Annotated in this window: 22 protein-coding genes; 14 read left to right on the top strand and 8 right to left on the bottom strand. The window is 68.5% G+C overall.

Annotation, left to right across the window (positions count from 1 at the left end; all coding sequences use genetic code 11):
* Nucleotides 1-26 precede the first annotated feature (26 nt).
* Nucleotides 27-3188 (top strand): carboxyl transferase domain-containing protein, encoded by a 3162-nt coding sequence (locus OG921_RS11790; protein WP_266112616.1) that lies wholly within the window; start codon nt 27-29, stop codon nt 3186-3188.
* A 10-nt stretch (nt 3189-3198) separates the two neighbouring features.
* On the opposite strand, the gene OG921_RS11795 is transcribed toward OG921_RS11790, so the two are convergent.
* Nucleotides 3199-4272 carry a hypothetical protein gene (locus OG921_RS11795; RefSeq protein ID WP_266112618.1) on the bottom strand — a complete coding sequence of 358 codons (1074 nt, stop codon included), beginning with the start codon at nt 4270-4272 and terminating at the stop codon, nt 3199-3201.
* Nucleotides 4273-4395: 123 nt separating this feature from the next.
* Between OG921_RS11795 and OG921_RS11800 the strand changes: the two genes are divergently transcribed.
* From OG921_RS11800 to OG921_RS11810, 3 genes are read left to right on the top strand one after another with little or no spacing between them, the layout of a single operon-like run.
* Nucleotides 4396-5883, top strand: coding sequence for an AlkA N-terminal domain-containing protein (locus OG921_RS11800; RefSeq protein WP_266112619.1), 1488 nt, complete (start codon nt 4396-4398; stop codon nt 5881-5883).
* The gene (locus OG921_RS11805; protein WP_266112620.1) at nt 5880-6374 is read left to right on the top strand and encodes a methylated-DNA--[protein]-cysteine S-methyltransferase; all 495 of its coding nucleotides are present in this window, start codon (nt 5880-5882) and stop codon (nt 6372-6374) included. The genes OG921_RS11800 and OG921_RS11805 overlap by 4 nt, the downstream gene beginning before the upstream one ends.
* Nucleotides 6375-6406: 32 nt before the next feature.
* Nucleotides 6407-7582, top strand: a complete 1176-nt coding sequence (locus OG921_RS11810) for an AI-2E family transporter (RefSeq protein WP_266112621.1) — start codon at nt 6407-6409, stop codon at nt 7580-7582.
* Here the strand turns inward: OG921_RS11810 and OG921_RS11815 are convergent.
* Both OG921_RS11815 and OG921_RS11820 read right to left on the bottom strand, forming a co-directional pair.
* Nucleotides 7536-10547: an SMC family ATPase gene (locus OG921_RS11815; RefSeq protein WP_266112622.1), complete on the bottom strand. Its 3012-nt coding sequence runs from the start codon at nt 10545-10547 to the stop codon at nt 7536-7538. The two genes, OG921_RS11810 and OG921_RS11815, sit on opposite strands and share 47 nt — an antisense overlap.
* Nucleotides 10544-11755 carry an exonuclease SbcCD subunit D gene (locus OG921_RS11820; protein WP_266112623.1) on the bottom strand — a complete coding sequence of 404 codons (1212 nt, stop codon included), beginning with the start codon at nt 11753-11755 and terminating at the stop codon, nt 10544-10546. Before OG921_RS11820 ends, OG921_RS11815 begins: the two co-directional genes overlap by 4 nt.
* 160 nt (nt 11756-11915) lie before the next feature.
* Between OG921_RS11820 and OG921_RS11825 the strand changes: the two genes are divergently transcribed.
* Both OG921_RS11825 and OG921_RS11830 read left to right on the top strand, forming a co-directional pair.
* On the top strand, nt 11916-13085 hold the full coding sequence (locus OG921_RS11825; RefSeq protein ID WP_266112624.1) for a DNA recombination protein RmuC: 1170 nt from the start codon (nt 11916-11918) through the stop codon (nt 13083-13085).
* An 80-nt stretch (nt 13086-13165) separates the two neighbouring features.
* Nucleotides 13166-13897: a DUF6542 domain-containing protein gene (locus tag OG921_RS11830; protein ID WP_266112625.1), complete on the top strand. Its 732-nt coding sequence runs from the start codon at nt 13166-13168 to the stop codon at nt 13895-13897.
* Nucleotides 13898-13902: 5 nt separating this feature from the next.
* On the opposite strand, the gene OG921_RS11835 is transcribed toward OG921_RS11830, so the two are convergent.
* Nucleotides 13903-14910, bottom strand: a complete 1008-nt coding sequence (locus OG921_RS11835; RefSeq protein ID WP_266112626.1) for a 4-hydroxy-3-methylbut-2-enyl diphosphate reductase — start codon at nt 14908-14910, stop codon at nt 13903-13905.
* Nucleotides 14911-15031: 121 nt separating this feature from the next.
* Here OG921_RS11835 and OG921_RS11840 point away from each other — a divergent pair, with 121 nt between their 5' ends.
* The 4 genes from OG921_RS11840 to OG921_RS11855 all read left to right on the top strand — a co-directional run bounded on the left by OG921_RS11840 (nt 15032) and on the right by OG921_RS11855 (nt 17703).
* Nucleotides 15032-15583 carry a lipid droplet-associated protein gene (locus OG921_RS11840; RefSeq protein WP_266112627.1) on the top strand — a complete coding sequence of 184 codons (552 nt, stop codon included), beginning with the start codon at nt 15032-15034 and terminating at the stop codon, nt 15581-15583.
* A gap of 107 nt (nt 15584-15690) precedes the next feature.
* On the top strand, nt 15691-16923 hold the full coding sequence (gene xseA / locus OG921_RS11845) for an exodeoxyribonuclease VII large subunit (protein WP_266112628.1): 1233 nt from the start codon (nt 15691-15693) through the stop codon (nt 16921-16923).
* Nucleotides 16924-16926: 3 nt separating this feature from the next.
* Nucleotides 16927-17169 (top strand): exodeoxyribonuclease VII small subunit, encoded by a 243-nt coding sequence (locus OG921_RS11850; protein WP_266112629.1) that lies wholly within the window; start codon nt 16927-16929, stop codon nt 17167-17169.
* A 33-nt stretch (nt 17170-17202) separates the two neighbouring features.
* Nucleotides 17203-17703: a pyridoxamine 5'-phosphate oxidase family protein gene (locus tag OG921_RS11855; protein ID WP_266112630.1), complete on the top strand. Its 501-nt coding sequence runs from the start codon at nt 17203-17205 to the stop codon at nt 17701-17703.
* Here OG921_RS11855 and OG921_RS11860 read toward each other — a convergent pair.
* Nucleotides 17700-18266: a DUF4245 domain-containing protein gene (locus tag OG921_RS11860; RefSeq protein WP_266112631.1), complete on the bottom strand. Its 567-nt coding sequence runs from the start codon at nt 18264-18266 to the stop codon at nt 17700-17702. The genes OG921_RS11855 and OG921_RS11860 overlap by 4 nt on opposite strands.
* 116 nt (nt 18267-18382) lie before the next feature.
* Here OG921_RS11860 and glpX point away from each other — a divergent pair, with 116 nt between their 5' ends.
* From glpX to OG921_RS11880, 4 genes are read left to right on the top strand one after another with little or no spacing between them, the layout of a single operon-like run.
* Entirely contained in the window at nt 18383-19423 is a 1041-nt protein-coding gene (gene glpX, locus OG921_RS11865) for a class II fructose-bisphosphatase (RefSeq protein WP_266112632.1), read from the top strand.
* A 45-nt stretch (nt 19424-19468) separates the two neighbouring features.
* Nucleotides 19469-21121 carry a fumarate hydratase gene (locus OG921_RS11870; RefSeq protein WP_266112634.1) on the top strand — a complete coding sequence of 551 codons (1653 nt, stop codon included), beginning with the start codon at nt 19469-19471 and terminating at the stop codon, nt 21119-21121.
* Between the two features lie 20 nt (nt 21122-21141).
* A complete protein-coding gene (locus OG921_RS11875; RefSeq protein ID WP_266112635.1) occupies nt 21142-22539 on the top strand; it encodes a class II fumarate hydratase in 1398 nt (465 codons plus the stop codon).
* A 48-nt stretch (nt 22540-22587) separates the two neighbouring features.
* Nucleotides 22588-23022: a limonene-1,2-epoxide hydrolase family protein gene (locus OG921_RS11880; protein ID WP_266112636.1), complete on the top strand. Its 435-nt coding sequence runs from the start codon at nt 22588-22590 to the stop codon at nt 23020-23022.
* Between the two features lie 10 nt (nt 23023-23032).
* Here the strand turns inward: OG921_RS11880 and OG921_RS11885 are convergent, their stop codons facing one another.
* The 3 genes from OG921_RS11885 to OG921_RS11895 form a co-directional block, all read right to left on the bottom strand.
* A complete protein-coding gene (locus tag OG921_RS11885; protein ID WP_266112637.1) occupies nt 23033-23863 on the bottom strand; it encodes an acyl-ACP desaturase in 831 nt (276 codons plus the stop codon).
* A 53-nt stretch (nt 23864-23916) separates the two neighbouring features.
* Complete coding sequence (locus OG921_RS11890; RefSeq protein ID WP_266112639.1) at nt 23917-24588, bottom strand: L,D-transpeptidase; 672 nt, start codon at nt 24586-24588, stop codon at nt 23917-23919.
* An 82-nt stretch (nt 24589-24670) separates the two neighbouring features.
* Entirely contained in the window at nt 24671-25963 is a 1293-nt protein-coding gene (locus OG921_RS11895) for a PhoH family protein (protein ID WP_266112805.1), read from the bottom strand.
* Nucleotides 25964-26067 lie beyond the last annotated feature (104 nt).

Here is a 26067-nt window from a genome sequence, read left to right on the forward strand (position 1 = left end):
GCGCACCGCGCCCCTACGCTGAGCGGGTGCGCCTGTTGATTGCCAACCGCGGCGAGATCGCGCTGCGGATCATCCGAACCGCCCGCGAGTTGGACCTCGAGACCGTCGCTATCTACAGCGAGGACGACGCGGACAGTCCGCACGTCCGGGCCGCAGACGAGGCGATCGCGCTGTCGGGGGTCGGCGCAACCGCCTACCTCGACATCGCCGCGGTGTGCGACGCCGTCAAACGCTGCGGCGCGGATCTGGTGCATCCCGGTTACGGCTTTCTGAGCGAGAACGCCGCGTTCGCCCGCGCTGTCACCGACGCCGGCGCCATCTTCGTCGGGCCCGGCCCGGACCACCTCGAACTGTTCGGCGACAAGGCCGCGGCCCGGCGCTGCGCCGTCGCGGCCGAGGTGCCCGTGCTACCCGCCACCGACGCCCCCGCCACGGTCGCCGACATTCGGGCCTTCTTCGCCGCACATCCCGACGGGATCATGGTCAAGGCACTCGCGGGCGGTGGTGGGCGCGGACTGCGCGCGGTTCGCACGGCGGATGCGGTGGAGGCGGCGGTCCGCGCCTGCGCAACCGAGGCGCACGCGGCGTTCGGCAGTGACGCAGTATTCGCGGAGGCCCTCGTGCGCCGCGCGCGCCATATCGAGGTGCAGATCGCGTCCGACGGTAGTACCGCGATAGCGATCGGCGATCGCGACTGCAGCGTGCAACGGCGCAATCAAAAGGTCATCGAGATCGCACCCGCCCCACACCTCGACCGGGATCTGCGCCGCGCGATGCACGACGCCGCGATCAACGTGTGCGCGAGCACGCGCTACCGCGGGCTCGCCACCGTCGAATTCCTGGTCACCGATACCGGCTTCACCTTCCTCGAAGTGAACCCGCGCCTGCAGGTCGAGCACACCGTCACCGAGGCCGTGACCGGTATCGACCTCGTCGCCGTTGGGTTGCGAATCGCTTTGGGCGACGAGCTCACTGCCCTCGAACTCCCCCGCCACACCGCGCGCGGCACCGCCGTTCAGGCACGGGTGAACATGGAGACGATGTCGGCGGACGGTTCGGTCATAGCCACCACCGGCACGCTGCAGGCGTTCACCCCGCCGACCGGTCCGGGCGTGCGGGTCGACACGTTCGGCCGGGTCGGCCTGTCGCCGAGCCCGCGCTTCGACTCGTTACTCGCCAAGGTGATCGTGCACACCCCGGCAGAGTCCTTGGCGACCGCGGCACGCAAGGCCGATGCCGCGCTGGCGGAGTTCGTGATCGACGGCGTGCCAACCAACTTGGAGTTCCTTCGCGCGATCCTGCAGGACGACGAGTTTCGAGCCGGCGGTGTCGACACCCGCTTTCTCGACCGACGCGCCGCGGATTTCGCCGCGACGGTGCCGCACGCCGAGCCGATGGAGCACGCGGTCGACCTGCGGCCGGGCGAGCACGCGCTGCGGGCGTCGATGGCGGGCACTGTTTTCGAGATCGCCGACGAGGGTGCCGAGTTGGCCGCGAACGCGCCGGTCGTGGTGCTCGAAGCGATGAAGATGCAGCATGTGCTGACCGTCGATGCTGCTGCCCGTGTGCTGCGGGTGCTGGTCGTACCGGGACAGGTGGTGCGTCCCGGTGAACCGCTCGCGCTCTACACAATGACCGGCGCCGACACCGAAACCGATTCGGCACAAGCCGATCTCGACACAATACGGCCGGATCTCGCCGAGATCCTGCACCGCCATGACGTGACGCTCGACAAGGCCCGCCCGGATGCGGTGGCGAAAGTCCATGCGCGCGGGCGTCGTACGGCGAGGGAGAACATCGCCGACCTCGTCGACGAGGGCAGCTTCGTGGAATACGGGCCGCTGGCGATCGCCGCGCAGCGCGCTCGGCGCACCGAGGAAGATCTCATTGCGAACACCCCGGCGGACGGGTTGGTGTGCGGCGTGGCGACGGTCGGCGCCGCCGAGTTCGGCGCAGGTGCCGAGGTCGCGGTGTTGTCCTACGACTATTCGGTGCTGGCGGGTACCCAGGGTGCGCGCAACCACGCCAAGACCGACCGTATTCTGGAACTCGCTGCCCGCAAACGTGTTCCGCTGGTCTTCTTCCCCGAGGGCGGCGGCGGGCGGCCCGGCGACACGGATATCCCACCGGGCGCCTCCCTGGACGTGCCGACGTTCCGGGCGATGGCGGCGCTGCAAGGGCGCGTACCCACCGTCGCGATCGTCTCCGGCCGCTGCTTCGCCGGCAATGCCGCGCTTGCGGGCGTCTGCGATGTGCTCATCGCGACCAGGGACGCGAACATCGGCATGGGTGGCCCCGCGATGATCTCCGGCGGTGGCCTCGGCGAATACCGCCCCGAGGAAATCGGACCCATCGATGTCCAGCGCAGCAACGGCGTAGTGCATGTCGTCGCGTCCGACGAGGCGCACGCGGTCGCCCTCGCCAAGCAGTACCTGTCCTACTTCCAGGGCAGCCGCACGAACTGGGACGCACCCGACCCTCGGCTGGCACGACACGTGGTACCGGAAAATCGCCTGCGTGCCTACGACGTTCGCCGAGCCATCGAAGCGATCGCCGATGTCGGCTCGGTACTCGAATTGCGCCGGGACTACGGCGTGGGCATCGTCACCGCGCTGGTTCGGGTGGCGGGTGCGCCGTTCGGGATGGTCGCCAACAGCAGTCACCATCTCGGCGGCGCGATCGACGCCGAGGCGGCCGACAAGATGGCCGACTTCGTGCAGTTGTGTGAATCGTTCCGGCTGCCGATCGTGGCCCTGTGCGACACACCGGGATTCATGGTCGGCCCGGAGACCGAACGCACCGCTGCCGTGCGGCGGTTCGGCCGGATGTTCGTTACCGGCGCCAGGATCACCGTCCCCTACGGCATGGTGATCCTGCGCAAGGCCTACGGACTCGGCGCGATGGCCATGGCCGCGGGTTCGTTACGCGCACCGGACTTCACGATCGCGTGGCCCACCGGTGAGATCGGCGCGATGGGCCTCGAAGGCGCGGTACGGCTCGGCTTCCGCAAGGAACTCGACGCCAAGACCGATCATGCCGAGCGCGCGCAACTCTTCGACCAACTCGTCGAGCTCGCCTACCAGCACGGCAAGGCGCTCAACGCGGCAACGAACTTCGAACTCGACGACGTCATCGACCCCGCGGACACGAGGACCTGGATCCAGCGACTCACCACTGCACCGCGCTGACTCCGCCCGACTATCCCGCTGCCGCAATGGCGTTCGCGGGCACTTCGCGCCGCGACAGCACATCGAGTTGGTAGGAGACGATGGCGAGGGTGAACAGGCCGATCGCCATGCTCGACAGCGCACCGAAGCCTTCGGCCGCGAAATCCACCAGGGCGTTGAGCAGGGTGAAGATCAACGCAGCGGCACGCAACCAGCGCAACGGCCAGTCCCGGTCGGTTCGCTTGCGTGCGAACATCGCCGGGCACGCCAACGCGAAAGTCAGTATCGCGCTGACCATCAGGATGAAGGTCGAAATGCTCCAGCCCTCGAAATGCACGTCGACGTCGTCGTCGTTGTAGTAATCGCCGAACGCAATTGCCGACACGGCTCCGACCACGCTCAAGAACGACACGATGACCATCGTCCAGCCCACGACGGGGATCCAGCGCGGGCTGCGGAAGAAATCGGGAATCAGCCGCGGCACGAACTGTTGTAGCGCATACAAGCGCGCCGAAGTCGGCGTCGCCGCGACGATGAGCGCCCGGATGTGCTCCACCGCGGCATCGTCGGCGCCGGTCTCGGCGGCACGGTCGAGCAGCAGCAACGCGATGCGCCGCCGGTGCGGTGCCAGTCCGCGCGCGACCCCGTCGGCGGCGATACCCATCGCGCTCGCGAGGTACTCCCGCGCGCTCGGCGGCCGGACCGTGCGCAGGATGCGCGACCCCACCAGCACGACAAGCACCAGCACATACATGATCTCGGCGGACGGCCCGAAGAAGTAGTCGTTGTCTTTCGTGACGAACTTGCCGACCTCGTCGAGAAACAGCCCGAATCCGATGCCGCCGAGTACCACGCTCAGGATGCGGGCGCCGAAGCCGAGGGCAAGCCAGCCGATCAGCAGCGCGAGCATCATCATTGCTCCGCCGTAGAGCGCGTGCGCGATATGCAACGTGCCACCACCGACCTGCGGATAGCCGGTGATTTCGAGGTAGAGCCGGGTGAGCAGGATCGTCGCTATCGCGATGATCATGAACGATTCGGCCAGACTGGAACCGATGACGTTGCGGGTGATCAGGCCTTTGCCGTTGCCAGCGCGCGCGACCATCGAGTTCTCCTCTAATCGCTGCTCGAACCCCTCGAGTCAAGCACAGCGGCCCACGTCGGCGACGCGATTCGCGATGGCCGATTTCCGCTAGCGCCGGGCCGCTCGGTTCTGCACAGTGGACTCATGACCACAGTCACCGCGCCGCAGACGAGCGAGCGGACTCTCGATTTCGACCGCTGCTATGGCGCGGCGTCGGCGCGGGATGCGCGGTTCGACGGACAGTTCGTCATCGCGGTGCGCACCACCGGCATCTACTGCCGTCCGTCGTGCCCGGCGATCACGCCCAAGCCGCGCAACGTCTCGTTTCTGCCCACCGCGGCGGCCGCTCAGCGGGCCGGGTACCGCGCCTGCCGTCGCTGCCTACCCGACGCGGCACCGGGTTCACCCGACTGGAATGTCCGGTCGGACCTCTCGGCCCGCGCAATGCGGTTGATCGTCGACGGTGTCATCGACCGCGAAGGCGTCGCGGGACTTGCTGCGGCACTGGGCTATTCCCCCCGGCAATTGACCCGCGCACTCACCGAGGAACTCGGCGCAGGCCCGCTCGCGTTGGCCCGCGCGCATCGCGCCCAGACCGCGCGGCTGCTCATCCAGCGCACCCGGCTGCCGATGTCGGACGTCGCATTCGCGGCCGGGTTTGCCAGTATCAGGCAGTTCAACGACACCGTGCGCGAGGTGTTCGCGGCAACGCCGACCATGCTGCGCGCGGACGCTGCCCGCTTCACCGATTCCGCCCCGGCGGTCGGCACCATCGCGCTGCGGCTGCCCTACCGTGAGCCGCTCGACCACTCTTGGCTCGAGTGGTTCCTGCGCGCCCACGCCGTGCCCGGCATCGAAGACTGGACGGATGGGCGGTTCGTGCGCGGCCTGCGGCTGCCTCGCGACCACGGTGTCGCCCGGCTCGAGCTTCGGGCCGGGTACGTGCACGCGGAACTGTCGCTCGCCGATATGCGCGACCTCGCCCCAGCCGTCGCCAAGCTTCGGCACCTGCTCGATCTCGACGCCGACCCGGCGGCGATCGACGCCGCCCTCCGGAGCGATCCCAGGCTTGCCGACGCCGTCGCCGCGACGCCCGGTATCCGGGTGCCCGGCAATCTCGACGGCCCCGAGCTGCTGATCCGGACCATGATCGGCCAGCAGATCTCGCTCGCTGCGGCGTCCGCGCACACCGCCCGACTCGTTGCCGAACTCGGCGACCCCGTCGACGGTGGCGAAGTCACCCAGCTGTTCCCTACGCCGGCCGCGATTGCCGAGCACGGCGCACAGGTGTTGACCGGTCCGCGACGCCGCGTGCAGTCGGTGGTCGCCGCCGCGGAGGCGATTGCGGACGGGCGACTGCGGCTGCACGCCGGGCGCAGCGCGGCGGAGTTGCGGGCCGATCTGCTCGCCCTCGACGGGGTCGGTCCCTGGACCGCGGACTACGTCGTGATGCGACTGCTTGCCGATCCGGATGTCCTGCTCGGCTCGGATCTGGTGGTGCGCCGGGGAGCCGGCGAACTCGGGCTGGCGCTCGATGATTCCGCGCACTGGGCGCCCTGGCGCTCGTACGTATCCATGCACCTATGGCGGGCCGCGCTGGCTCGCCGCGAAGCGAGGAGGTCGACCCAATGAACGTCAGGCACGCAACGCAGGAGACCCCGGTCGGTCCGTTCACGACGATGGTCGACGACGACGGCGTCGTACTCGCGTCCGGTTGGACCGCCGATCCCGAGACCCTGCGCACACTGATCCATCCGACGCTGCGTCCGACGGAGTCGGCGGCTCGCACCGAACTCGGCGAGATCACCCGGGCGGTCGCGGCGTATCACGGTGGCGATCTCACCGCCGTCGATGTCATCCCGGTCGCGCAGCGGTCCGGGGAGTTTCTCGAGCATGCGTGGCGGGTGCTGCGCAAGGTGCCGCCCGGAACCACGGTCACCTACCGAGCGTTCGGCGAGCTCGCCGGTCGACCGGCCGCGACCCGGGCGGCGGCGTCGGCGTGCGCACGCAATGCTGCGGCACTGTTCGTTCCGTGCCATCGTGTGATCCGCACCGACGGCGGTATGGGTGGGTTCCGTTGGGGTACAGACGTCAAGCGCTGGTTGATCGCACACGAAGAATGAGACGCTGATCGCGTGGACCGGAGGGATGCTGCGTGACCGAGGACGAACCACAGCCAGTGGGCACGACGGATTCCACCGGCACGGACCGCGGTGTTGTGATCGGCCGCGGCCTGTGGTGGGTGGCCAAGTGGTCGCTGTGCATCGTCGCGATTGCTGCGGGCGCATGGGTACTCGGACACGTGCTGGCGGTGCTGTGGGTGGTCGTGCTGCCCGTGCTGCTCGCGGTCGTCGTCGCGACCGTGTTGTGGCCGCCGACGAATTTCCTCACCAGAGTCGGATTGCGGCCCGGCGCCGCGGCGGGATTGACGCTGTTCGGCTTCTTCGCGGTGGTGGGCGGCATCATCGCGCTGATCGTGCCGTCGGTGGTCGATCAGATACCGGACCTTGCCGACAAGTCGACCGACGGCGTGAACAAGGTCCGCGACTGGGTGCAGGGTCCGCCACTGAACGTCGAAGACGAGCAGATCGGCTCCGCGGTCGATGCCATCGTCTCCCGACTGCAAACCAGCGCGGACAAGATCGCCAGCGGTGTCTTCTCCGGGGTGAGCACCGCGACGTCGGTGTTGATCACAGTGTTCCTGGTGCTGGTGCTGTCGTTCTTCTTCATCAAGGACGGGCCGCGATTCCTGCCGTGGGTGCACGGGGTGACCGGCTCGCGTGGCGGTCGGCACATCGAGGCGGTGATGATCCGGTCCTGGTTCACCCTCGGCGGGTTCATCCGGACGCAGGCGCTGGTGAGCCTGATCGACGCGGTGTTCATCGGCGTGGGCCTGGTGATCCTCGGTGTACCGCTCGCCCTTGTCCTCGCGGTGATCACATTCTTCGGTGGTTTCATCCCGATGGTCGGCGCGTTCGTGGCCGGTGCGCTGGCCGTCCTGGTCGCGCTGGTAGCCAACGGCCTCACCACGGCCTTGATCGTGCTCGGGATCATCATTGCGGTGCAGCAGATCGAGGGGAACCTGCTGCAACCGATGCTGCAGAGTCGCACGATGAAGCTGCACCCGGTGATCGTGTTGCTGGCCGTCACCGCGGGTGGCTCGCTCTACGGCATCCCCGGCGCATTCCTGGCCGTCCCGGTCGCGGCGGTCGCGGCGGTGGTCATCCGCTACATCAGCGAACAGATCGACCTCCTCGCGCCGCCGGCGAACCCACCGGAAGAACCTATCCGGCAGTCGCTGCAAGACGAGAGCCTGCCCGACCCCGAATAACGTGCAGCCGGCTGGGTATTCGCTGCCGCATCTCGTCGACATGGCTGACGATGCCCACCACCCGGCCACCGGCGCGTAGTTCGTCGAGCACCCCCATCACGGCGTCGAGCGTCTCGCTGTCCAGCGTCCCGAATCCTTCGTCGATGAACATGGTGTCGAGCACCCGCCCGCCGCTCTGCTCGGCGACCGTGTCCGACAGGCCGAGCGCGAGTGCGAGCGAGGCCAGGAACGTCTCGCCCCCGGACAGCGACTTCGCCGGGCGGACCTCGCCGGTGTAGTCGTCGCGCACGTCCAGACCGAGTCCGCCTCGTTTGCCGCGCGGTCCGGCGGCATCGGTGTGCACGAATTCGTAACGCCCACCCGACATTCGGCGCAGCCGCGCCGATCCCGCCAGCGCGACCTCCTCCAGCCGGGCAGCGAGAACATAGGAGCGCAGCGACATGCGGCGGGTGTTCTCGCCACGACCGGCCACCAGATCGGCGACTGCGGCCAACTCGTCCTGCTGCTTGCGTAGCGGCGTGAACTTCTCCACCGCCGTCCAGAACTGGGTGACGAGTTGTTCGAGCTGACGCGCCCGGCGTTGCGCCGCCGCATGTTCCGATACGGCCAGCGTGTGCGCCCGCGCCGCGTCCGAGGCTCGCGCCGCGACCGCGGCGACGTCGATGCCGAGTGTGTCGTCGAGGGCGACGATGTCGGGTTCGGCCAGCACGGCCACCGCATGCGCACGGCGGTCACCGGCCGCGGCGATCGATGCCTCCGTGCGCTCGATCCATTCGGTCGCACGCTGTGCCGCACGTACCTCGCTCGCGTCCGCGAAACCCGCCTCGCGCAACAACGTCTGTGCACGCCGCTCCAGTTCGTGCGCGGCGTTGGCCGCGGCGTGCGCCTCCGCGCGCGCCCGGCGCAACTCACTCGCCGCGGTGACAAGTGCATCGATCCGGGCGTGCCGGTGGCGCACCGTCTCGTCGGTGCCTGCCGCGGCACGCAGCCGCTCACCGAGTTCGGCGATCCGGGCGGCGAGAGTCTGCCGCCGCTCGCGCAAGACACCGGCACGTCGCTCGAGCTGGTGCAGCTCGCGCGCGAGTTCGGCTTCGCGACAGCACAATTCGTTGAGCTGCGTGGCAAGCCGGTCCGCTTCGCGTCCGCCCTTCTTCGCCTGCGCGAGCGCTGCACCGGCCGCCTCGAGACGAGCGGCCAGCTCGCCCGCATCGCCGTCGCCGCCCCGGGCGACGCATGCTTCGATCCGGATGCGCAGCCCGGACACGACAGCACCTGCCTCGTCCCGCCGCTCGGCCGCGCGACGCTCGGCCTGTACCGCTGCCTGCTCCTGCGCGTCGGTCACCGTCGAGTCGGTCGGGGCGGCGGGTGCCGGATGCTCGGTGGCACCGCACACCTGACACGGTTCACCATCGATGAGACCCGCGGCGAGCTCCGCCGCCATCCCGGACAGGCGACGCTCACGCAGGTCGAGCTCGTGCTCGCGGGCATCACTGTGTGCCACACGGGCGCGCTCGAAATTCCCCTGCGCAGAAGCTAGTTCGCTGCGCAGACCGGCCAGTTCGACCGCGGCCGCGGCCACGTCCTTGGCCCGGTTACGCTCGGCGGTGCGTGCCGGGAGCGCGGCGGCACACTCTCGCGCCGTCCGTAATTCCGCTTCGGCCGCGTCGATCTGCGCCGGCATCGCGGTACGCGCCGTCCTGGCGGCCTCGATCCCCGCATCGGTCTGCTCCACATCCGCGCAGCACTGTTCGTGTTCGGCAGCAAGCGCGTCCGCGGTGTCGGCGACCTCGACAAGATCGCCGAGTCGGCCCAACTCGACGGTCCACGCACGGATCTCGTCGTCCAGGTGCGTACCCGCAGTGGGGTCGACGCCGGCAGCTGGGTTCACGAAGGCCCCCAGCGCATCCACCACCGCGCGGCCACCGTCGATCGCGGCGAGCCGGTCGGCGCATAGCTTGGCAATGTCTGCCGCGTTGTCGGCTCGGTGCTGCGCGTCCGTGGCTTCGGTGACAGCCGCAGCGGCGGGAACGGCGCGGTGGGCACGGGCCGCCTCGGCAGCGCACGCCACGCGTTCCGCCAGACTCGTTTCGAGATCGGCGAGTTGCTCGCGCGCGACGGCACGTCGGCGGCGCAGCTCCGCGACCCGCCGAGCGTCGTCGAGTTCGGCGGTCGCGACGTCCGCCGCGCCGCGGGAGTGTTCGACCGCCTCGTGTGTGGCCACGAGTTCGCCGCGGACAGTGGCGAGTAGGTCCGTCGCCCAGACGTATTGCTCCTCCGGCTCCGTGGTCGGCGGCGGTCCGTCGACCTCCGCGGTGACGTTCACCTGGGCAATCAGCCGACCGATCTCGTCGTGATGCGCGGCGAGGGCAGCCGCACCCGCGCGGCGCCGGTCGGCGAGCCACTCCTCGGCGGTACCGAATCGTTCGGTGTCGAACAATCGCTCCAGTAGCAGCTCGCGGTCGTCGTTGTCGGTGCGCAGGAACCGCGCAAAATCGCCCTGTGGCAGGAGTACGACCTGAAAGAACTGATCGGCGCTCATGCCGAGCAGCCGATTCACCTCGTCGCCGACATCGCTGATCCGCGAAAGGTGCTGCCCGTCACCGTCGAGCCAGGTCAGCCGCGCCTTCGCGGGGCGGGTGCGCATCCCCGAGCCGTCCCGCTTGGGGCGAGCGAATTCCGGGCTACGGGTGAGCCGAACGCGGCGCCCGCCGATCGTCGCCTCGAGGGACACCGTCGGCACGGTGTCGACGCCAGCGTGGTCGGAGCGCAGCCGCTTCGCTTCCCGGCGTGCGCCCGGCACCGTGCCGTAGAGGGCGTAGGAGATCGCGTCCAGCACAGTGGTCTTACCCGCTCCCGTCTGCCCGTGCAGCAGAAACAGTCCGTCGGCACCCAGCTCGTCGAAATCGACGTTGGCGGTCTCGGCGAACGGGCCGAACGCGGTTATCTCGAGTGTGTGCAGCCTCACGCGGACGCCGCCCACTCGGCGACGAGCTCGGCGTCGGACGTGCTGTCGGGGCGCTCGCGGACCGCTGTGTTGTCGGGGCGTTCCCGGACCGCGGCGGCGAGAGCCTGCTCCACCCAGCCGAGTTCGTCCTGCGTCGGCTCAGCGTGCACGTCGGTGAGGAAGTTACGGGCGATCTCGACATCGCTTCGGCCCTCGACCCGCTCACGATAGGCGAGATCGGGACGCCCCGAGGGGGGCTGCCATTCGATATGCACCGCGAGCGGAAACCGCGCCTGCAGCCGCCGCATCGCCTCCACCGGGCGCACGTCGTCGATGAGAACCGCTGCGACGTAGTGGTCCTCGGCGGCAGCGAGATCCGCACGAGTCAGCAGTTCGTCGAGAGTTCCGGTAAGCCGGCTGAGCCCACGGACCAACGGCAGCGCGCACCGTTGTACGCTGCGCAGGCCGGATTCGTCTAAATCGATGAGCCACACAGCCTTTCGATGCGAACTTTCACCGAACGAGTAGGGCAGCGGAGAACCGGAGTAGCGGATCGCCTCGGTGACCTGCTGCGGCGAATGCAGATGGCCCAGGGCGACGTAATCGATACCGTCGAAACACGCTGCGGGAACGGTCTCGACACCACCGACGGAGATCGACCGCTCCGATCCCGCCGCGGCGGCACCGGACACGAACGCATGCGCGAGCACGACCGAACGGACGCCGTCGCGCGCCGCGATATCGGCGCGCACCCGCGCCATCGCGGCGTCGACGATCTCGGCGTGCGAACGCGCCTGCGGAACACCGAGTTCGGCACGGGTGAGCTCGGGCTCGAGGTACGGCAGTCCGTAGAACGCGACCTCGCCATGCTCGTCGGGCAGCAGCACCGGACGGTCGACATCGGCGACCGTGGTGAACAGATGCAGGCCGCCTGCGGCGGCGAACCGGGCGCCGGCACCGAGCCGAGCAGGCGAGTCGTGGTTGCCCGAGGTCGCGACGATCACCGCACCCGCGGCGCGGATCGCCTCGAAACCCTTGTTGCAGACGACGATGGCGTCCGCACCCGGGATCGACCGGTCATAGACATCACCGGGTAGCACGACGACGTCGACGTCGTGCGCGGCCACCAGCTCCGCGATCGCGCGGAGCGTGGCGGCCTGATCGGCGAGCAGGTCGACACCGTGGAAGGTACGACCGATGTGCCAATCGGAGGTGTGCAAAATCCGCATGACACCGACGGTAGGAGATGACACCGACAAGTCCGTTGCGCCTCGGCGCGTTTCGCCTTACCAATCGCGAAGCGATGATGATCCGCGACCAATCGCGAAGCGATGATGATCCGCACTGCAAATCACGAACCTGTCGGAGGTGTCGGGCATTCTGCTCGACATGACCGCAGCAACCGGGTTCGCCCTACTCGTCGCCATGGCCGTCGGGGTCGTCGTCGGCTGGCTGCTGCACGCCGCCCGCACGGGCGATCGCACCGCACGCGCGGAAGCGCAGCTGGCCGCGATGGCGGACAACGAACGGCTGCTTCGTCAGGCGCTCGGTGCGGCAAGCGAGGATTCGGCCCGGCGGCATTCCGGTGCGATCGGCGACCAGGTGGAGGCCTTGGTCGGCCCGCTGCGGGCGGCGGTCGGGGCACTCACCGAACAGGTGGAGGACGTCGAACGAACCCGGATGCAGGCGTATGCCGGGCTGCGCGAGCAAGTCGCCGGAATGCACCGCACCTCGCAGCAGCTGACCGACCAGACCGGCCAGCTCGTCACTGCCCTGCGGGCGCCGCAGATCCGGGGCCGGTGGGGCGAGCTGCAGCTCGAGCGGGTGGTCGAGCTGGCCGGCATGACCCGGCACTGCGACTTCGACACGCAGGTCGTCGGCGACGGTGTGCGTCCGGATCTGGTGGTGCGCCTCGCGGGCGGCAAGCAGATCGTGGTGGACGCGAAGGTTCCCTTCACCGGGTATCTGGACGCCGCGCAGGCCCGCACCACCGCCGAGCGTGACGAACATCTCGCCCGGCACGCACGGCAACTGCGCGCTCATATCGATCAGCTCGCGGCCAAGGCGTACTGGGCGGCGTTCGAGCCCTCCCCCGAGTTCGTCGTGCTCTTCCTTCCCGGCGATCCGTTCCTGGACGCCGCGCTCACCACCGAGCCCGGCCTGCTCGACTACGCCTTCGGCAAGAATGTGATCCTGACCACCCCGACGACATTGATCGCGTTGCTGCGCACCGTCGCGCACACCTGGCGCCAGGAGGCAATTACCCGCGAGGCAGCCACCATCCAGCAGCTCGGGCGTGAGCTGTACGCCCGGCTCGGTACCGCGGGCAGGCACCTCGACCGGCTGGGGTCGCAACTCGGCAAAGCGGTCGACTCGTACAACCACACCGTTGCCTCGATGGAATCTCGGGTGATGGTCACCGCACGCAGGCTCAACGAAATGGAGCTGTTCGAGGGCGATGTCGAGCCGATCAAGCAGATCGATTCGTGGCCGCGAGCAGTCGGCTTTGCCGATCCTCGCGGTAGCGACGGACACGCCAACGACGTATTTCGAAGTTGAGCCGTTAATGTCGTGGGGTGTCTTCCTCGCAACGTGCGCGCTCCGGAGTGCCGGCTTCGCAGCGGTCGATACTCCAGAATGTGCCGGGCGTGCCGGCGTTCGGCGCGGTTCTCATCGCGGCCGGCGCCACTTTCCTCGGCGTCTTGATCTGCGCCTCGGGAGGAAACGAGCTCACTCGAACGTTCTCGGTGTTCTACCTGGGCGGTTGCGTCCTCGCGACGGCCGCGGTGCGCTACAAGGGCCTGTTCACCGCTGTCGTGCAGCCGCCGCTGGTGCTCTTCCTGGCGGTGCCGCTGGCCTACCAATTCATGACCGAGGATGCCGGCACGTCACCCAAGGACATCGCGCTCAACGCGGCCATCCCGTTGGTCAACCGCTTTCCGTTGATGCTGTTCACCACGCTCGCGACGCTTGCGCTCGCCGCGTACCGGGTGTACCTCAAGCGCAGCGGCCCTGCGGTGGCCGCCGAGCGGCGTTCCCGCAGCACGCCGCCCGCGCGGCCGACTCCGCCCGCTCCGCAGAAGGCGCCCGCTCCGCAGAAGGCGCCCCGGCCCACGACGGGCACCGGAGCCAGGGGAACGACGAGCGCCGGAGCCAGCGGCGTGCCGCCCGTTCGCAAGCGACCGGCTCGTCCGGTTCCGCCGGCCGGTCAGCCCGCCAGAGCGCAACAACATCAGCCACCGCCGCATCGGCCCGCCCCGTCGGCGCAGTACGTGCCCGCACCGAGCGCTCGATTGCCGCAGGACGTCCCGGCGCACCCGATGCCGCAGGTCCGCTACCGGGACCGCGAGGGCCTGCCCAACGAAGCCTGAACCCGCTAGCTGCGGGCGGCGCGCAATTCGCGCGGCAAGGCGAAGACGAGCGTTTCGTTCGCCGTGGTCACCGGCTGCACATCGGCGAACCCGTGCTCGGCGAGCAGGTCGATCACCCCGCGCACGAGCACCTCGGGCACCGAGGCACCGGAGGTGATGCCGACGGTCTGCACGCCGTCGAGCCAGGCCGTATCCACTTCGCGGGCGTAATCCACCAGGTAGGACGCCTTCGCTCCGGCGCCGAGGGCGACCTCGACAAGCCGGACGGAGTTCGAAGAATTGCGCGATCCGACGACGATCACGAGGTCGCATTCGGGGGCCATCGCCTTGACGGCCACCTGCCGGTTCTGGGTCGCATAGCAGATGTCGTCGCTCGGCGGATCCTGCAACAACGGGAAGCGCTGCCGCAGCCGGGCCACGGTCTCCATCGTCTCGTCCACGCTGAGCGTGGTCTGCGACAGCCAGATCACTTTCGATTCGTCGCGCACCGAGACCGAGTCGACCGACTCCGGCCCATCCACGAGCTGCACGTGCTCGGGCGCCTCGCCCGCCGTGCCCTCGACCTCCTCGTGGCCTTCGTGGCCGATCAGCAGGATGTCGTAGTCGTCGCGCGCGAACCGCTTCGCCTCCTGGTGCACCTTCGTCACCAGCGGGCAGGTCGCGTCGATCGTGCGCAGCCGACGGTCCGCGGCGGCGCTATGCACGGCCGGGGAGACCCCGTGCGCGGAGAAGACCAGCAACGATCCCTCCGGCACCTCGTCGGTCTCGCCGACGAAGATCACGCCCCGCTCGCTGAGCGTCTCGACCACATGGCGGTTGTGCACGATCTCTTTGCGCACGTAAATCGGTGCGCCGTGCCGCTCGAGCGCCTTCTCGACGGTCTCGACCGCCCGGTCGACCCCGGCGCAGTAACCCCGGGGCTCGGCCAGCAGCACCCGCTTACCACCCGCAGTCGTCGGAACGGCGCTCGCGGACTGCACGATGCCGACGTTGAGGGGAACAGCAGAAGACATGCCTTCAGGATACGGGTCGTGCCCCAATCAGCCCCGAATCCGAACCTCGGCGGGCGCCCGAACGGTCGCGAATCGGCTGCCCAACTACCAATGGCGCAGACAATCGGGCAATCTATGCCATATGATCCGTCCTCCCTATTTGGCCCGTGTCGCTACCGGTGCCGCCGTGTACGTGATCGAAGAGTCCCGCAAACTGCCCTCGACTGCCGTCACATTTCCGATGACGGCGCTGAGCCAGGTGCTGCAGAGTGCGATGCACTTGCAGCAGTTCGTCACCAGTCTCGCTATCAAGGGCGACGAAGTGCTGAGCCAGTGGACGGGCGAGCGGCACGAGATACCCGAGTGGGCGACGTTCGACGAGGACGAGGCGTCCATCGACCTGCCCGAAAACGGCGAGACCGCCGGGGGACGCTTCGCCCTCTATTCGATGCCGCCGGTCGCGCCGGCCGAAGATCCGAACGTCTCGGAACTGCCGAACGGGCGGGTCGAGGAACCCGAGATCGCCCAGTACCTCGACTACGGCTCGCTGACCTTGGCCCAGCTGCGCGCGCGACTGCGCTCACTGTCGGTCGAAGAGCTCACCACACTGCTCGATTACGAGGCCCGGACGCTGGCCCGCGCGCCGTTCCAGACCATGCTCGAGAATCGGATCGCCTCCGCGAAGGCCAAGTGACCCGCGAGTCCCCGCGCACCGCCGCAGCACCGGATTCACCGCGTTCCGCGGTAGCACCAGAGTCACCGCGAGCAAGGACCGCGAACTCTGCCGCGCAGCCCTGGCCGGTGCGGACCGTGTCGAACAAGGTCGCCCAGTGGATCGAGCGACTCGGCAGCGTCTGGGTCGAGGGCCAGGTCACCCAGATCAACATCCGGCCCGGTACGCGAACGGCGTTCCTCGTCCTGCGCGATCCGGTCGCAGACATGTCGCTGTCGGTCACCTGCAGCCCCGACCTTGTCCGCGATGCACCGGTGCCGCTGCGCGAGGGCACCCGCGTCATCGTCTACGGCAAGATGTCCTACTTCCCCGGCCGGGGTTCGCTTTCGTTGCGGATCACCGAGATTCGCGCGGTCGGCATCGGCGAACTGCTCGCCAGGATCGAACGGCTGCGCGGCCTGCTCGCTGCCGAGGGACTGTTCGACGCACGGCTCAAGCGCCCCATTCCGTTCCTGCCCGGCACCGTCGGCCTGATCACCGGGCGGGCCAGCGCCGCCGAACACGACGTTCTGGAGGTCGCCCGAAATCGTTGGCCCGCAGTACAATTCAAGGTTCGAAACACCGCGGTGCAGGGACCCACGGCGGTGTCGCAGATCCTGTCCGCACTCACCGAGCTCGATCGCGACCCGCGGGTGGACGTGATCGTCCTCGCCCGCGGTGGCGGCAGCGTCGAAGACCTGCTGCCGTTCTCCGACGAGGCGCTGTGCCGAGCCATCTCCGCCTGCACCACCCCCGTGATCAGCGCGATCGGGCACGAACCCGACTCCCCGCTGTGCGACCACGTCGCCGACCTGCGTGCCGCGACACCGACCGACGCGGCAAAACGAGTGGTGCCCGACGCCGCCGCCGAGGAGGCCAGGGTGCGCGAGCTGCGCGACCGGGCCGCCGCGGCACTGCGCGGTTGGGTGCAGCGCGAGGCGCACCTGCTCGCAGCAATGCGCAGCAGGCCCGTCCTGGCCGACCCGCTCGGGCAACTGCGTCACCGCGACGAGGAGATCGAGCGGCTACGCGGCACGGCCCGCCGCGACCTGCACCGGTCGATCGAGGTGGAGCAGACCACCACCCGCCACCTGCGGGAGCGGCTGGCCACCCTCGGTCCGGCGGCGACGCTCGCACGTGGCTACGCCGTGGTCCAGCGGGTCGGGATCGAGGAACCGCACGTGGTGCGCTCGGTTGCCGACGCCCCACCCGGGGCGCAACTGCGGATCCGGGTCGCCGATGGCGCCGTGACCGCCGCTTCGCTGGGACCCGACAAACCGGGACCCGAAAAACTGGGACCCAACAACCGTGGGAGTCGATGAGCTGTGCCCGACCCATCCGAACTCGACGTATCCGAACTCGGCTACGAACAGGCCCGCGACGAACTCGCCGACGTGGTCCGCACACTCGAACAGGGCGGCCTCGACCTCGACGCATCGCTCGCGCTGTGGGAGCGCGGTGAAGCGCTCGCGCAGCGCTGCGAGGAGCATCTCGCCGGCGCCAGGGCCAGGATCGAACGCGCACTCGGCACCGCCGAGACCGACGACGAATCCGACGACGAGCGGTAGCAGCCGACGTCGTCGGCCCGCTAGCGTGAGCTGGTGGCCGAACCTCGTGCCAGCGCACCGATCTTGTTCGGAGCGCGTTCCGACAACACCGACCTGCTGCCGTGGTCGTGGGCGCGCAACCGGCTGCGGACCGCACCGACCTACTGGCTGGCGAGCACCAAACCCGATGGACGGCCGCACTGCAGGCCGGTCTGGGGCGTTTGGCTCGATGAACAGTTCTGGTTCAGCACCGGCTCGCTCGCTCGGCACAATCTGGCAGGCAACGACGCGGTGACCGTCCACCTCGACGACGGCGATGCCGCGCTGATCGTGGAGGGCCGGGCACACCGCGTCCGCGATCGTGGCGAGCTACAGCAGATGTGTGACGCCTACAGCCCGAAGTACGACTGGCCGATGGCACCGGAAGGCGACGAGGTCCGCGACCGCGACGGCACGGGCGGACCGGTGTTCGTGGTGCACGGCGAGGTCGCGTTCGGCTGGCGCACGGGGTTCACCCAGCAGACCCGCTGGACGTTCGAGAGCCCGGCGCGCTAGCGGTCGAGCGGGGGTGCTTCCGACACCGCATCCGCAAGTTCGGTGAAGTCCTCGGTGCTGCCGGAGCCCCGAATCAGCACGCGCACCCCACCGAGGTCGGTGGCCCAGGCCGGCTCGCTGCCCTGCTCCGCGTAGACCACCCAGGTCCGGCCGTCGATCTGCTCGGCACCGGATGCGGCGCGCTTGCCGACCATCGCCGGCACCAGCGCCTCCTCGGTCGCGTCGGTCTGACTCAGCTGGACGTAGCGGCCGTCGTCGGTGATGTAGCCGACCGTGCTCACCTCGCCGCCGCCCTCTTCGGTGATCGTGGTGCGGCCACCCGAGTTGGGCTTCCAGCTGTCCGGGACATGCGGGTTGCGGATCGGGAAAGACAGTGTCGAGGCGTCGGACACGAGCGCAGCATCGATGTCGAAGTCCGGCACCGGCCCCTGCTTCGCACCGAACGGCGCCACGCTGCACATGCTTGCCGCACCGGCGAACGCCAGGCAGATCAGCACGAGCGGGAGCAAGGAAAGCGCCATGTCCCGTTGGTTGTGCAGGATCCGCGGTTTGTCGTTAGCCACGCGTCCAGTATCGCGTACGCCGCGTCCGGACCCACGAACGGCCGGTTCCAGCGCTGATGAGACAATCACCCCAGATCATCCGCGCCGTTGCGTGACGCACTCAGGAGGCCCTGCGCATGACGACCACCAGCACCCCCCGCCGCCGCGAGGCACCTGACCGCAACCTGGCGATGGAGCTGGTTCGAGTCACCGAGGCGGGTGCGATGTCCGCCGGCCGCTGGGTCGGTCGCGGCGACAAGGAGGGCGGCGACGGCGCAGCCGTGGACGCCATCCGGCAACTGGTGTCCAGCGTCTCGATGAACGGCATCGTCGTCATCGGCGAGGGCGAGAAGGACGAAGCGCCGATGCTCTACAACGGCGAACTCGTCGGCAATGGCGACGGCCCGGACTGCGACTTCGCGGTCGACCCGGTCGACGGCACCACGCTGATGGCCAAGGGCATGCCCAACGCCATCACCGTGCTCGCGGTCGCCGAGCGCGGCGCGATGTTCGACCCCTCCGCCGTCTTCTACATGGAGAAGCTCGCGGTCGGCCCGGACGCCGCGGACGCCATCGACATCACCGCGCCGGCTGCCGAGAATGTCCGCCGCGTCGCGAAGGCAAAAAAAGAGCTGGTCTCCGACCTGACGGTCTGCATCCTCGATCGCCCCCGGCACGCCCAACTGATCGAGGAGGTCCGCGGCACCGGCGCGCGGATCCGGCTCATCAGCGACGGCGACGTGGCAGGCGCGATCGCCGCAGCCCGCCCCGGCGCCGGCACCGACATGCTGATCGGCATCGGTGGCACCCCCGAGGGCATCATCGCCGCCTGCGCGATGCGCTGTATGGGCGGTGCGCTGCAGGGCAGGCTCGCCCCGAAGGATGACGACGAGCGCCAGAAGGCCATCGACGCCGGCCACGACCTGGACCGGGTGCTGCTGACCGAGGACCTCGTCGCCGGTGAGAACGTCTTTTTCGCCGCGACCGGCGTCACCGACGGCGACCTGCTGCGCGGCGTGCGATACAGCGGTGGCGGCGCGACCACGCAGTCCATCGTGATGCGCTCGAAGTCCGGCACGGTCCGGATGATCGACGCCTACCATCGCCTGACGAAGCTGCGCGAGTTCTCCTCGGTCGACTTCCTCGGCGACGAGTCCGCCGCGCCGCCGATGCCCTGACCCGAGCGACCCCACACAGCCCTAACTCCCTAGGACGCGAGAACCTTGCCCGAATTCGCTTACACCGACCTACTTCCGACCGGACCGGACACCACGAACTACCGGCTGGTGACGTCGGAGGGAGTGCGCACCGTCGAGGCGGCGGGCCGCACCTTCTTGAAGGTGGAACCGGAGGCGCTGAGCAAGCTCGCCGCCGAGGCGATTCACGATATTCAGCACTACCTGCGGCCAACCCATCTCGCGCAGCTGCGCCGGATCCTCGACGATCCGGAGGCGTCGGCGAACGACAAGTTCGTCGCGCTCGACCTGCTGAAGAACGCGAATATCGCCGCGGCCGGTGTCCTGCCGATGTGCCAGGACACCGGGACCGCGATCGTGATGGGCAAGCGCGGGCAGAACGTGCTCACCGAGGGCGGTGACGAGGTCGCGCTGTCGCAGGGCATCTACGACGCCTACACCAAACTCAATCTGCGCTACTCCCAGATGGCCCCGCTGACCATGTGGGAGGAGAAGAACACCGGCTCGAACCTGCCGGCGCAGATCGAGCTGTACGCCACCGATGGGGACGCCTACAAGTTTCTGTTCATGGCGAAGGGTGGCGGCTCGGCGAACAAGTCGTTCCTGTTCCAGAAGACCAAAGCGGTGCTGAACGAGAAGGCGATGCTGCGGTTCCTCGAGACCGAGATCCGCGGACTCGGCACGTCGGCCTGCCCGCCGTACCACCTCGCGATCGTGGTCGGCGGCACCAGCGCGGAGCACGCGCTGAAGACGGCGAAGTACGCCTCTGCGCACTACCTCGACGAGTTGCCCACCGAGGGGTCGCCGACCGGGCACGGATTCCGTGACCTCGACCTCGAGCAGAAGGTCTTCGAGCTGACCCAGACGATCGGCATCGGCGCGCAGTTCGGCGGCAAGTACTTCTGCCACGACGTGCGCGTGATCCGGCTGCCGCGGCACGGTGCGTCCTGCCCGGTCGCGATCGCAGTGTCCTGCTCGGCGGACCGCCAGGCGGTCGCGAAGATCACCGCCGAGGGCGTGTTTCTCGAGCAGCTCGAGCGTGACCCCGCGCAGTTCCTGCCGGAGACCACCGACGAGCACCTCGACGACAACGTGGTGAAGATCGACCTCGACCGGTCGATGGACGAGATCCGCGCCGAGCTCACGAAATACCCAGTGAAGACCCGGCTTTCGCTCACCGGAACGCTCGTGGTGGCGCGCGATATCGCGCACGCCAAGATCCAGGAACTGCTCGACGGCGGCGGTGAGATGCCGGAGTACCTGAAGAATCATCCGGTGTACTACGCCGGGCCGGCGAAGACCCCGGACGGCTACGCGTCGGGTTCGTTCGGCCCCACCACGGCGGGACGCATGGACTCCTACGTGGAGACGTTCCAGGCCGCGGGCGGCTCGTTGGTGATGCTGGCCAAGGGCAACCGCAGCCAGCAGGTCACCGACGCGTGCGCGAAGTACGGCGGCTTCTACCTCGGCTCGATCGGTGGCCCCGCGGCTCGCCTCGCGCTGGACTGCATCAAGAAGGTGGAGGTACTCGAGTACCCCGAACTCGGCATGGAGGCGGTCTGGCGCATCGAGGTCGAGGACTTCCCCGCCTTCATCGTCGTGGACGACAAGGGCAACGATTTCTTCGCCAACCCCACCGAGGAATCCGTGGTGTTCCGGAGCATCCCAGTTCGCAGCTGAACAACACTAGTCTCGGGTGTATGAGCGATCCCGAGCAGCAGTACCGCATCGAACACGACACCATGGGCGAGGTCCGCGTCCCGGTCGACGCGCTGTGGCGTGCGCAGACGCAGCGCGCGGTGGAGAACTTCCCGATCAGCGGCCGCCCGCTCGAACGCACCCAGATCCGCGCGATGGGCCAGCTCAAGGCCGCATGCGCGCAGGTGAACAAGGATCTCGGCCTGCTCGACGCCGAAAAGGCGGACGCGATCATCGCTGCGGCGAACGAGATCGCCGCGGGGCGGCACGATGACCAGTTCCCGATCGATGTGTTTCAGACCGGCTCCGGCACCAGTTCGAACATGAACGCCAACGAGGTGATCGCCTCGATCGCCAAGCTGGGCGGCGTCGACGTGCACCCCAACGACCACGTGAACATGTCGCAGTCCTCGAATGACACGTTCCCCACCGCCACGCACCTCGCGGCTACCGAAGCCGCAGTCACCGATCTCGTCCCTGCGCTGGGCCATCTGCGACTCGCGTTGCTGGACAAGGCTTCCCAGTGGAAGGACGTGGTGAAGTCCGGCCGCACCCATCTGATGGACGCGGTACCGGTCACGCTCGGTCAGGAGTTCGGCGGATACGCCCGGCAGATCGAGGCCGGGATGGAACGCGTAACGGCCACCCTGCCCCGCCTCGGTGAACTGCCGATCGGCGGCACCGCGGTCGGTACCGGGCTCAACGCGCCGGATGGGTTCGGCGAGAAGGTCGTTGCGGAGCTGGTGAAGTCGACCGGGATCGACGCGCTCACCGAGGCGAAGGACCATTTCGAGGCGCAGGCAGCGCGCGACGGTCTGGTCGAGGCTTCCGGTGCATTGCGCACCATTGCGGTGTCGTTGACCAAGATCGCCAACGACATTCGTTGGATGGGGTCCGGCCCACTCACCGGGCTGGCCGAACTGCAACTGCCCGACCTGCAGCCGGGCAGCTCGATCATGCCGGGCAAGGTCAATCCCGTTCTGCCCGAAGCGGTGACACAGGTCGCGGCCCAGGTGATCGGGAACGACGCGGCGCTCGCCTTCGGTGGGGCGTCGGGCGCTTTCGAGCTCAACGTCTACATTCCGATGATGGCGCGCAACCTGCTCGAGTCGTTCAAGTTGCTGGCCAACGTCTCTCGGCTGTTCGCCGACCGGTGCATCATCGGACTGGTGGCCGACGTCGACCGGTTGCGCAGGCTCGCCGAGTCCTCACCGTCCATCGTCACCCCGCTGAACTCGGCCATCGGCTACGAGGAGGCCGCCGCGGTGGCGAAGCAGGCGCTGAAGGAGAAGAAGACGATTAGGCAGACCGTGGTCGACCGCGGACTGATCGGCGAAAAGCTGTCCGAGGAGGAACTCGACCGCCGACTCGACGTACTGGGCATGGCCAAGGTGAAGTAGTCGGCGTTATCGTCGGCTGCACATCCGGATCAGGGGAGGATCATCCACATGAGCGAGGCAACCGAACTTCACGTCGATGCCGTGAGCACCGTCCGCAACTTCCTTAAGCTGCTCGAACTCGGCGACGTCGACGGCGCGTTCGCCCTGGTCGATCCCGACATCGAGTGGCGCAACACGACGCTGCCCACCGTCCGTGGCGCCGACCGCGCGCGCAAGGCGTTCCGTTCGATGGATCGCTACGACATGTCGTTCGCGGTCGAGATCCACCACATCGCCGGCGAAGGCGGTACGGGAGAACGCGACGTCGTGCTGACCGAGCGCACCGACTACCTCGGCAAGGGCACGTTCAAGGTCGGCTTCTGGGTGTGCGGCACGTTCGAGTTGCGGCGCGGCAAGATCGTGCTCTGGCACGACCATTTCAGCTGGATCGACCTGTTGCGCGGCACCTCGGTCGGCGCGCTGAGCGCGCTCCGACGCCGCTAGCCGGGGTCGATCAGGAAACGACGCCGCCGAGCACGTCCGCGAACTCGGGGCGGTCGGCGATCTCCCACTGCCGCAGCAGCGGCGCAAAGACCAGCTCCGCCTCGCGGCGCGGGTCGTAGATGCCGGCTTCGGCCAGTTCGTCGACCGTATCCCGGCCGAGCAGCGCCAGCTCGGGCGTCGCGAAGTTGCGTACCCGGTCGGCGATCGCGGCCACGGTCTGCTCATGGGCGACCTTCAGGCCGGCGTCGACGAGATTCACGTACACCTGGCGCTGCATCTCGTCGTCGACGGCGATGCGATTGCAGATCGCGGCAATGACCGGATTTTTGGTGTAGGCAGCGAGGCTGCGGTGCCGCAGCGCCGCGGCGGTCTCGTCGAACGCGCAGTTCACCAGCAATTCCAGCAGGTGCAGCGGCGGGCGGTCGAAGCCCTCGGTCATGAAGCGCATGCGACGCCGCTCGAGTTCCACCGGGTCGACAGCTCGGGTCACCATCAGGAAGTCGCGCAACACGATCGCGTGCCGGTGCTCTTCTGCTGTCCAGCGGTTGACCCAGCGCCACCACTGCCCGATGTACATATTTCGGGCGATCTCGCGATGGTAGGACGGCCCATTGTCGGCGACGAGCACACTCACGGTCAGTGCGACCTTCTCCACCTCGTCGAGGTGCGACTGGTTCGGCGACCAGTCCTCGCCGCCGAGGAAGGCGAAGTTCCGTCCCTCGTCCCACGCGATGAAATCCTGCGGTTGCCAGATATCCGCCTCGGCGACATGGCGGCGGTAGTTCAGCTCGATCTCGAACGCGAGTGCCTCGAGGAGTTCTGCGTCGGTATGGTTCTGCACCCGATCACGGTAGCCGTCCGGCTCGGCGGGCGGAATGGCAATTCCGGGCGAGATCAGCGAATCGCGATAACCGCACCGATCGGCAGCAGCCAGCGGATGATCTGCAGCAGCGGCCCCCGGTCCAGCGCGACGCAACCGAGCGTAGGCGTGCCGTCGGTGAGATGCATGAAGAAGGCCGCACCCCCACCGGGCACCCGACCCGGGTTCACGCCCATCACCACCGAGTACTCGTACTGCGGGATCGCGAGACGTTCACTGGCGGATTCGTCGAACGCGCAACGCCCCGGTGCGCAAACCTGATGGGTGTTGAACAACGGACTGCGCGGGTCGCCGACCCACCAATCGTTGCCGCCCACCTGGCGATACGGCAGTAGCCCACCGGGTGGCGGTGCGGTGCCGAACACCGGCCCAAGGGAGAAGACACCGGCCGGTGTGGCCGGAATGCCGTCCCGCGCGGCCGGCGCGATTCCGCGTGATCCGATCCAGCCCGGCACCGGCCCGATCACCTGCTGCCAACCGGTGAGGGAACGCTGCCACGCGGACACGGTCGCCCGGCTACCGCCTGTGTTCTCCACGGAGACGACCTGCACAGCGGCACCGACCTGACTGTCGAACCACGGCGGCGCCGAGGACTGAGCCGCGGCGGGTGTCACCGCGGCGGCCCCGGTCATCCCTGCGACGGCGAGGGCAAGACCGAGCCTGGTGAGCACAGCAGTGAGACGCATGGTTCTCATGGTGCGACTCGGGAACGGCACCGCGCCGGGCGAGTGCGCGGGCCGTGTCCGAATCGAGACCCAACAGCGCGCGTCAGGAGTTGGGACCGAACTCCTCCAGCATCTCGGTGACCAGCGCGGCGATCGGTGAACGCTCGCTGCGGGTGAGGGTGACGTGCGCGAACAGCGGATGGCCCTTGAGCTTCTCGATCACCGCCGCCACACCGTCGTGTCGGCCGACCCGCAAGTTGTCGCGCTGCGCCACGTCGTGCGTGAGCACCACCCGTGAACCGGTGCCGAGCCGGCTGAGCACGGTGAGCAGGACGTTGCGCTCGAGCGACTGCGCCTCGTCCACGATGACGAACGAGTCGTGCAGCGAACGTCCGCGAATGTGGGTGAGCGGCAACACTTCCAGCATCCCGCGGCTGATGACCTCCTCCATCACCTCGGGACTGGCGAGACCGTCGAGGGTGTCGAAGACGGCCTGCGCCCACGGTCCCATCTTTTCGCTCTCGCTACCCGGCAGATAGCCGAGCTCCTGTCCGCCAACGGCATACAGCGGCCGAAACACCACAACCTTGCGCTGGGTGCGGCGTTCCAGCACCGCCTCGAGGCCGGCGGTCAGCGCCAGCGCCGACTTGCCGGTACCGGCCTTGCCGCCGAGCGAGACGATGCCAATGCTCTCGTCGAGCAGCAGGTCGAGCGCGATCCGCTGCTCGGCCGAGCGACCGTGCAGCCCGAACGCCTCCCGTTCGCCACGCACGAGTTGCACGCGCTTGTCCGGGGTGACTCGACCCAGTCCGCTCGACGAGCTACCGAGCAACCGAATTCCGGTGTGACAGGGCAACTCCCGTGCCTCGTCGATGTCCACCACGCCCTCGGCGTAGAGCTGATCGACCACGGAGGTCGACACGTCGAGTTCGGCCATCCCGGTCCAGCCCGACGGCACCACGTCGTGCGCGTGGTACTCGTCGGCGGGCAGACCGACCGCGCCGGCCTTGACGCGCAGCGGAATATCCTTGCTCACCAACGTGACATCGCGTCCGTCGGCGGCAAGGTTCAAGGCGCAGGCCAGGATTCGGGAATCGTTTGTGTCGGTGCGGAACCCGATCGGCAACACGGTCGGGTCGGTGTGATTGAGCTCGACCTGCAGCGTTCCACCCGCCGTCCCGATCGGCACGGGTCGGTCGAGCCGGCCGTATTCGAGCCGGAGGTCGTCGAGCATACGCAGTGCCTCGCGGGCGAACCAGCCCAGTTCGTGGTGGTGGCGTTTGCCTTCCAGTTCACCGATGACGACCAGCGGCAAGATCACCTCGTGCTCGGCGAATCTCACCACGGCCCAGGGATCGGAGAGCAGTACCGACGTGTCGAGCACATAGGTCTTGATCCCCGCTGCCGGGGCATCCCCGGTGCGTCCGTCGGTCTCGGGAACGGAGCGTGTTGCAGTCACGTGAGGCTCCTACGCCTGCGCGGCACCCGCACAAACTCACT

The organism is Aldersonia sp. NBC_00410, from assembly GCF_026342035.1.
GTDB lineage: Bacteria > Actinomycetota > Actinomycetes > Mycobacteriales > Mycobacteriaceae > Aldersonia.

Bases quoted from the DNA above. Each gene is read 5' to 3' on its own strand.
- OG921_RS11795 (WP_266112618.1), bottom strand. From the start codon at position 4,272: ATGGTCGCGCGCGCTGGCAACGGCAAAGGCCTGATCACCCGCAACGTC.
- OG921_RS11800 (WP_266112619.1), top strand. From the start codon at position 4,396: ATGACCACAGTCACCGCGCCGCAGACGAGCGAGCGGACTCTCGATTTC.
- OG921_RS11805 (WP_266112620.1), top strand. From the start codon at position 5,880: ATGAACGTCAGGCACGCAACGCAGGAGACCCCGGTCGGTCCGTTCACG.
- OG921_RS11820 (WP_266112623.1), bottom strand. From the start codon at position 11,755: ATGCGGATTTTGCACACCTCCGATTGGCACATCGGTCGTACCTTCCAC.
- OG921_RS11825 (WP_266112624.1), top strand. From the start codon at position 11,916: ATGACCGCAGCAACCGGGTTCGCCCTACTCGTCGCCATGGCCGTCGGG.
- OG921_RS11835 (WP_266112626.1), bottom strand. From the start codon at position 14,910: ATGTCTTCTGCTGTTCCCCTCAACGTCGGCATCGTGCAGTCCGCGAGC.
- OG921_RS11840 (WP_266112627.1), top strand. From the start codon at position 15,032: ATGATCCGTCCTCCCTATTTGGCCCGTGTCGCTACCGGTGCCGCCGTG.
- glpX (WP_266112632.1), top strand. From the start codon at position 18,383: ATGACGACCACCAGCACCCCCCGCCGCCGCGAGGCACCTGACCGCAAC.
- OG921_RS11875 (WP_266112635.1), top strand. From the start codon at position 21,142: ATGAGCGATCCCGAGCAGCAGTACCGCATCGAACACGACACCATGGGC.
- OG921_RS11880 (WP_266112636.1), top strand. From the start codon at position 22,588: ATGAGCGAGGCAACCGAACTTCACGTCGATGCCGTGAGCACCGTCCGC.
- OG921_RS11890 (WP_266112639.1), bottom strand. From the start codon at position 24,588: ATGCGTCTCACTGCTGTGCTCACCAGGCTCGGTCTTGCCCTCGCCGTC.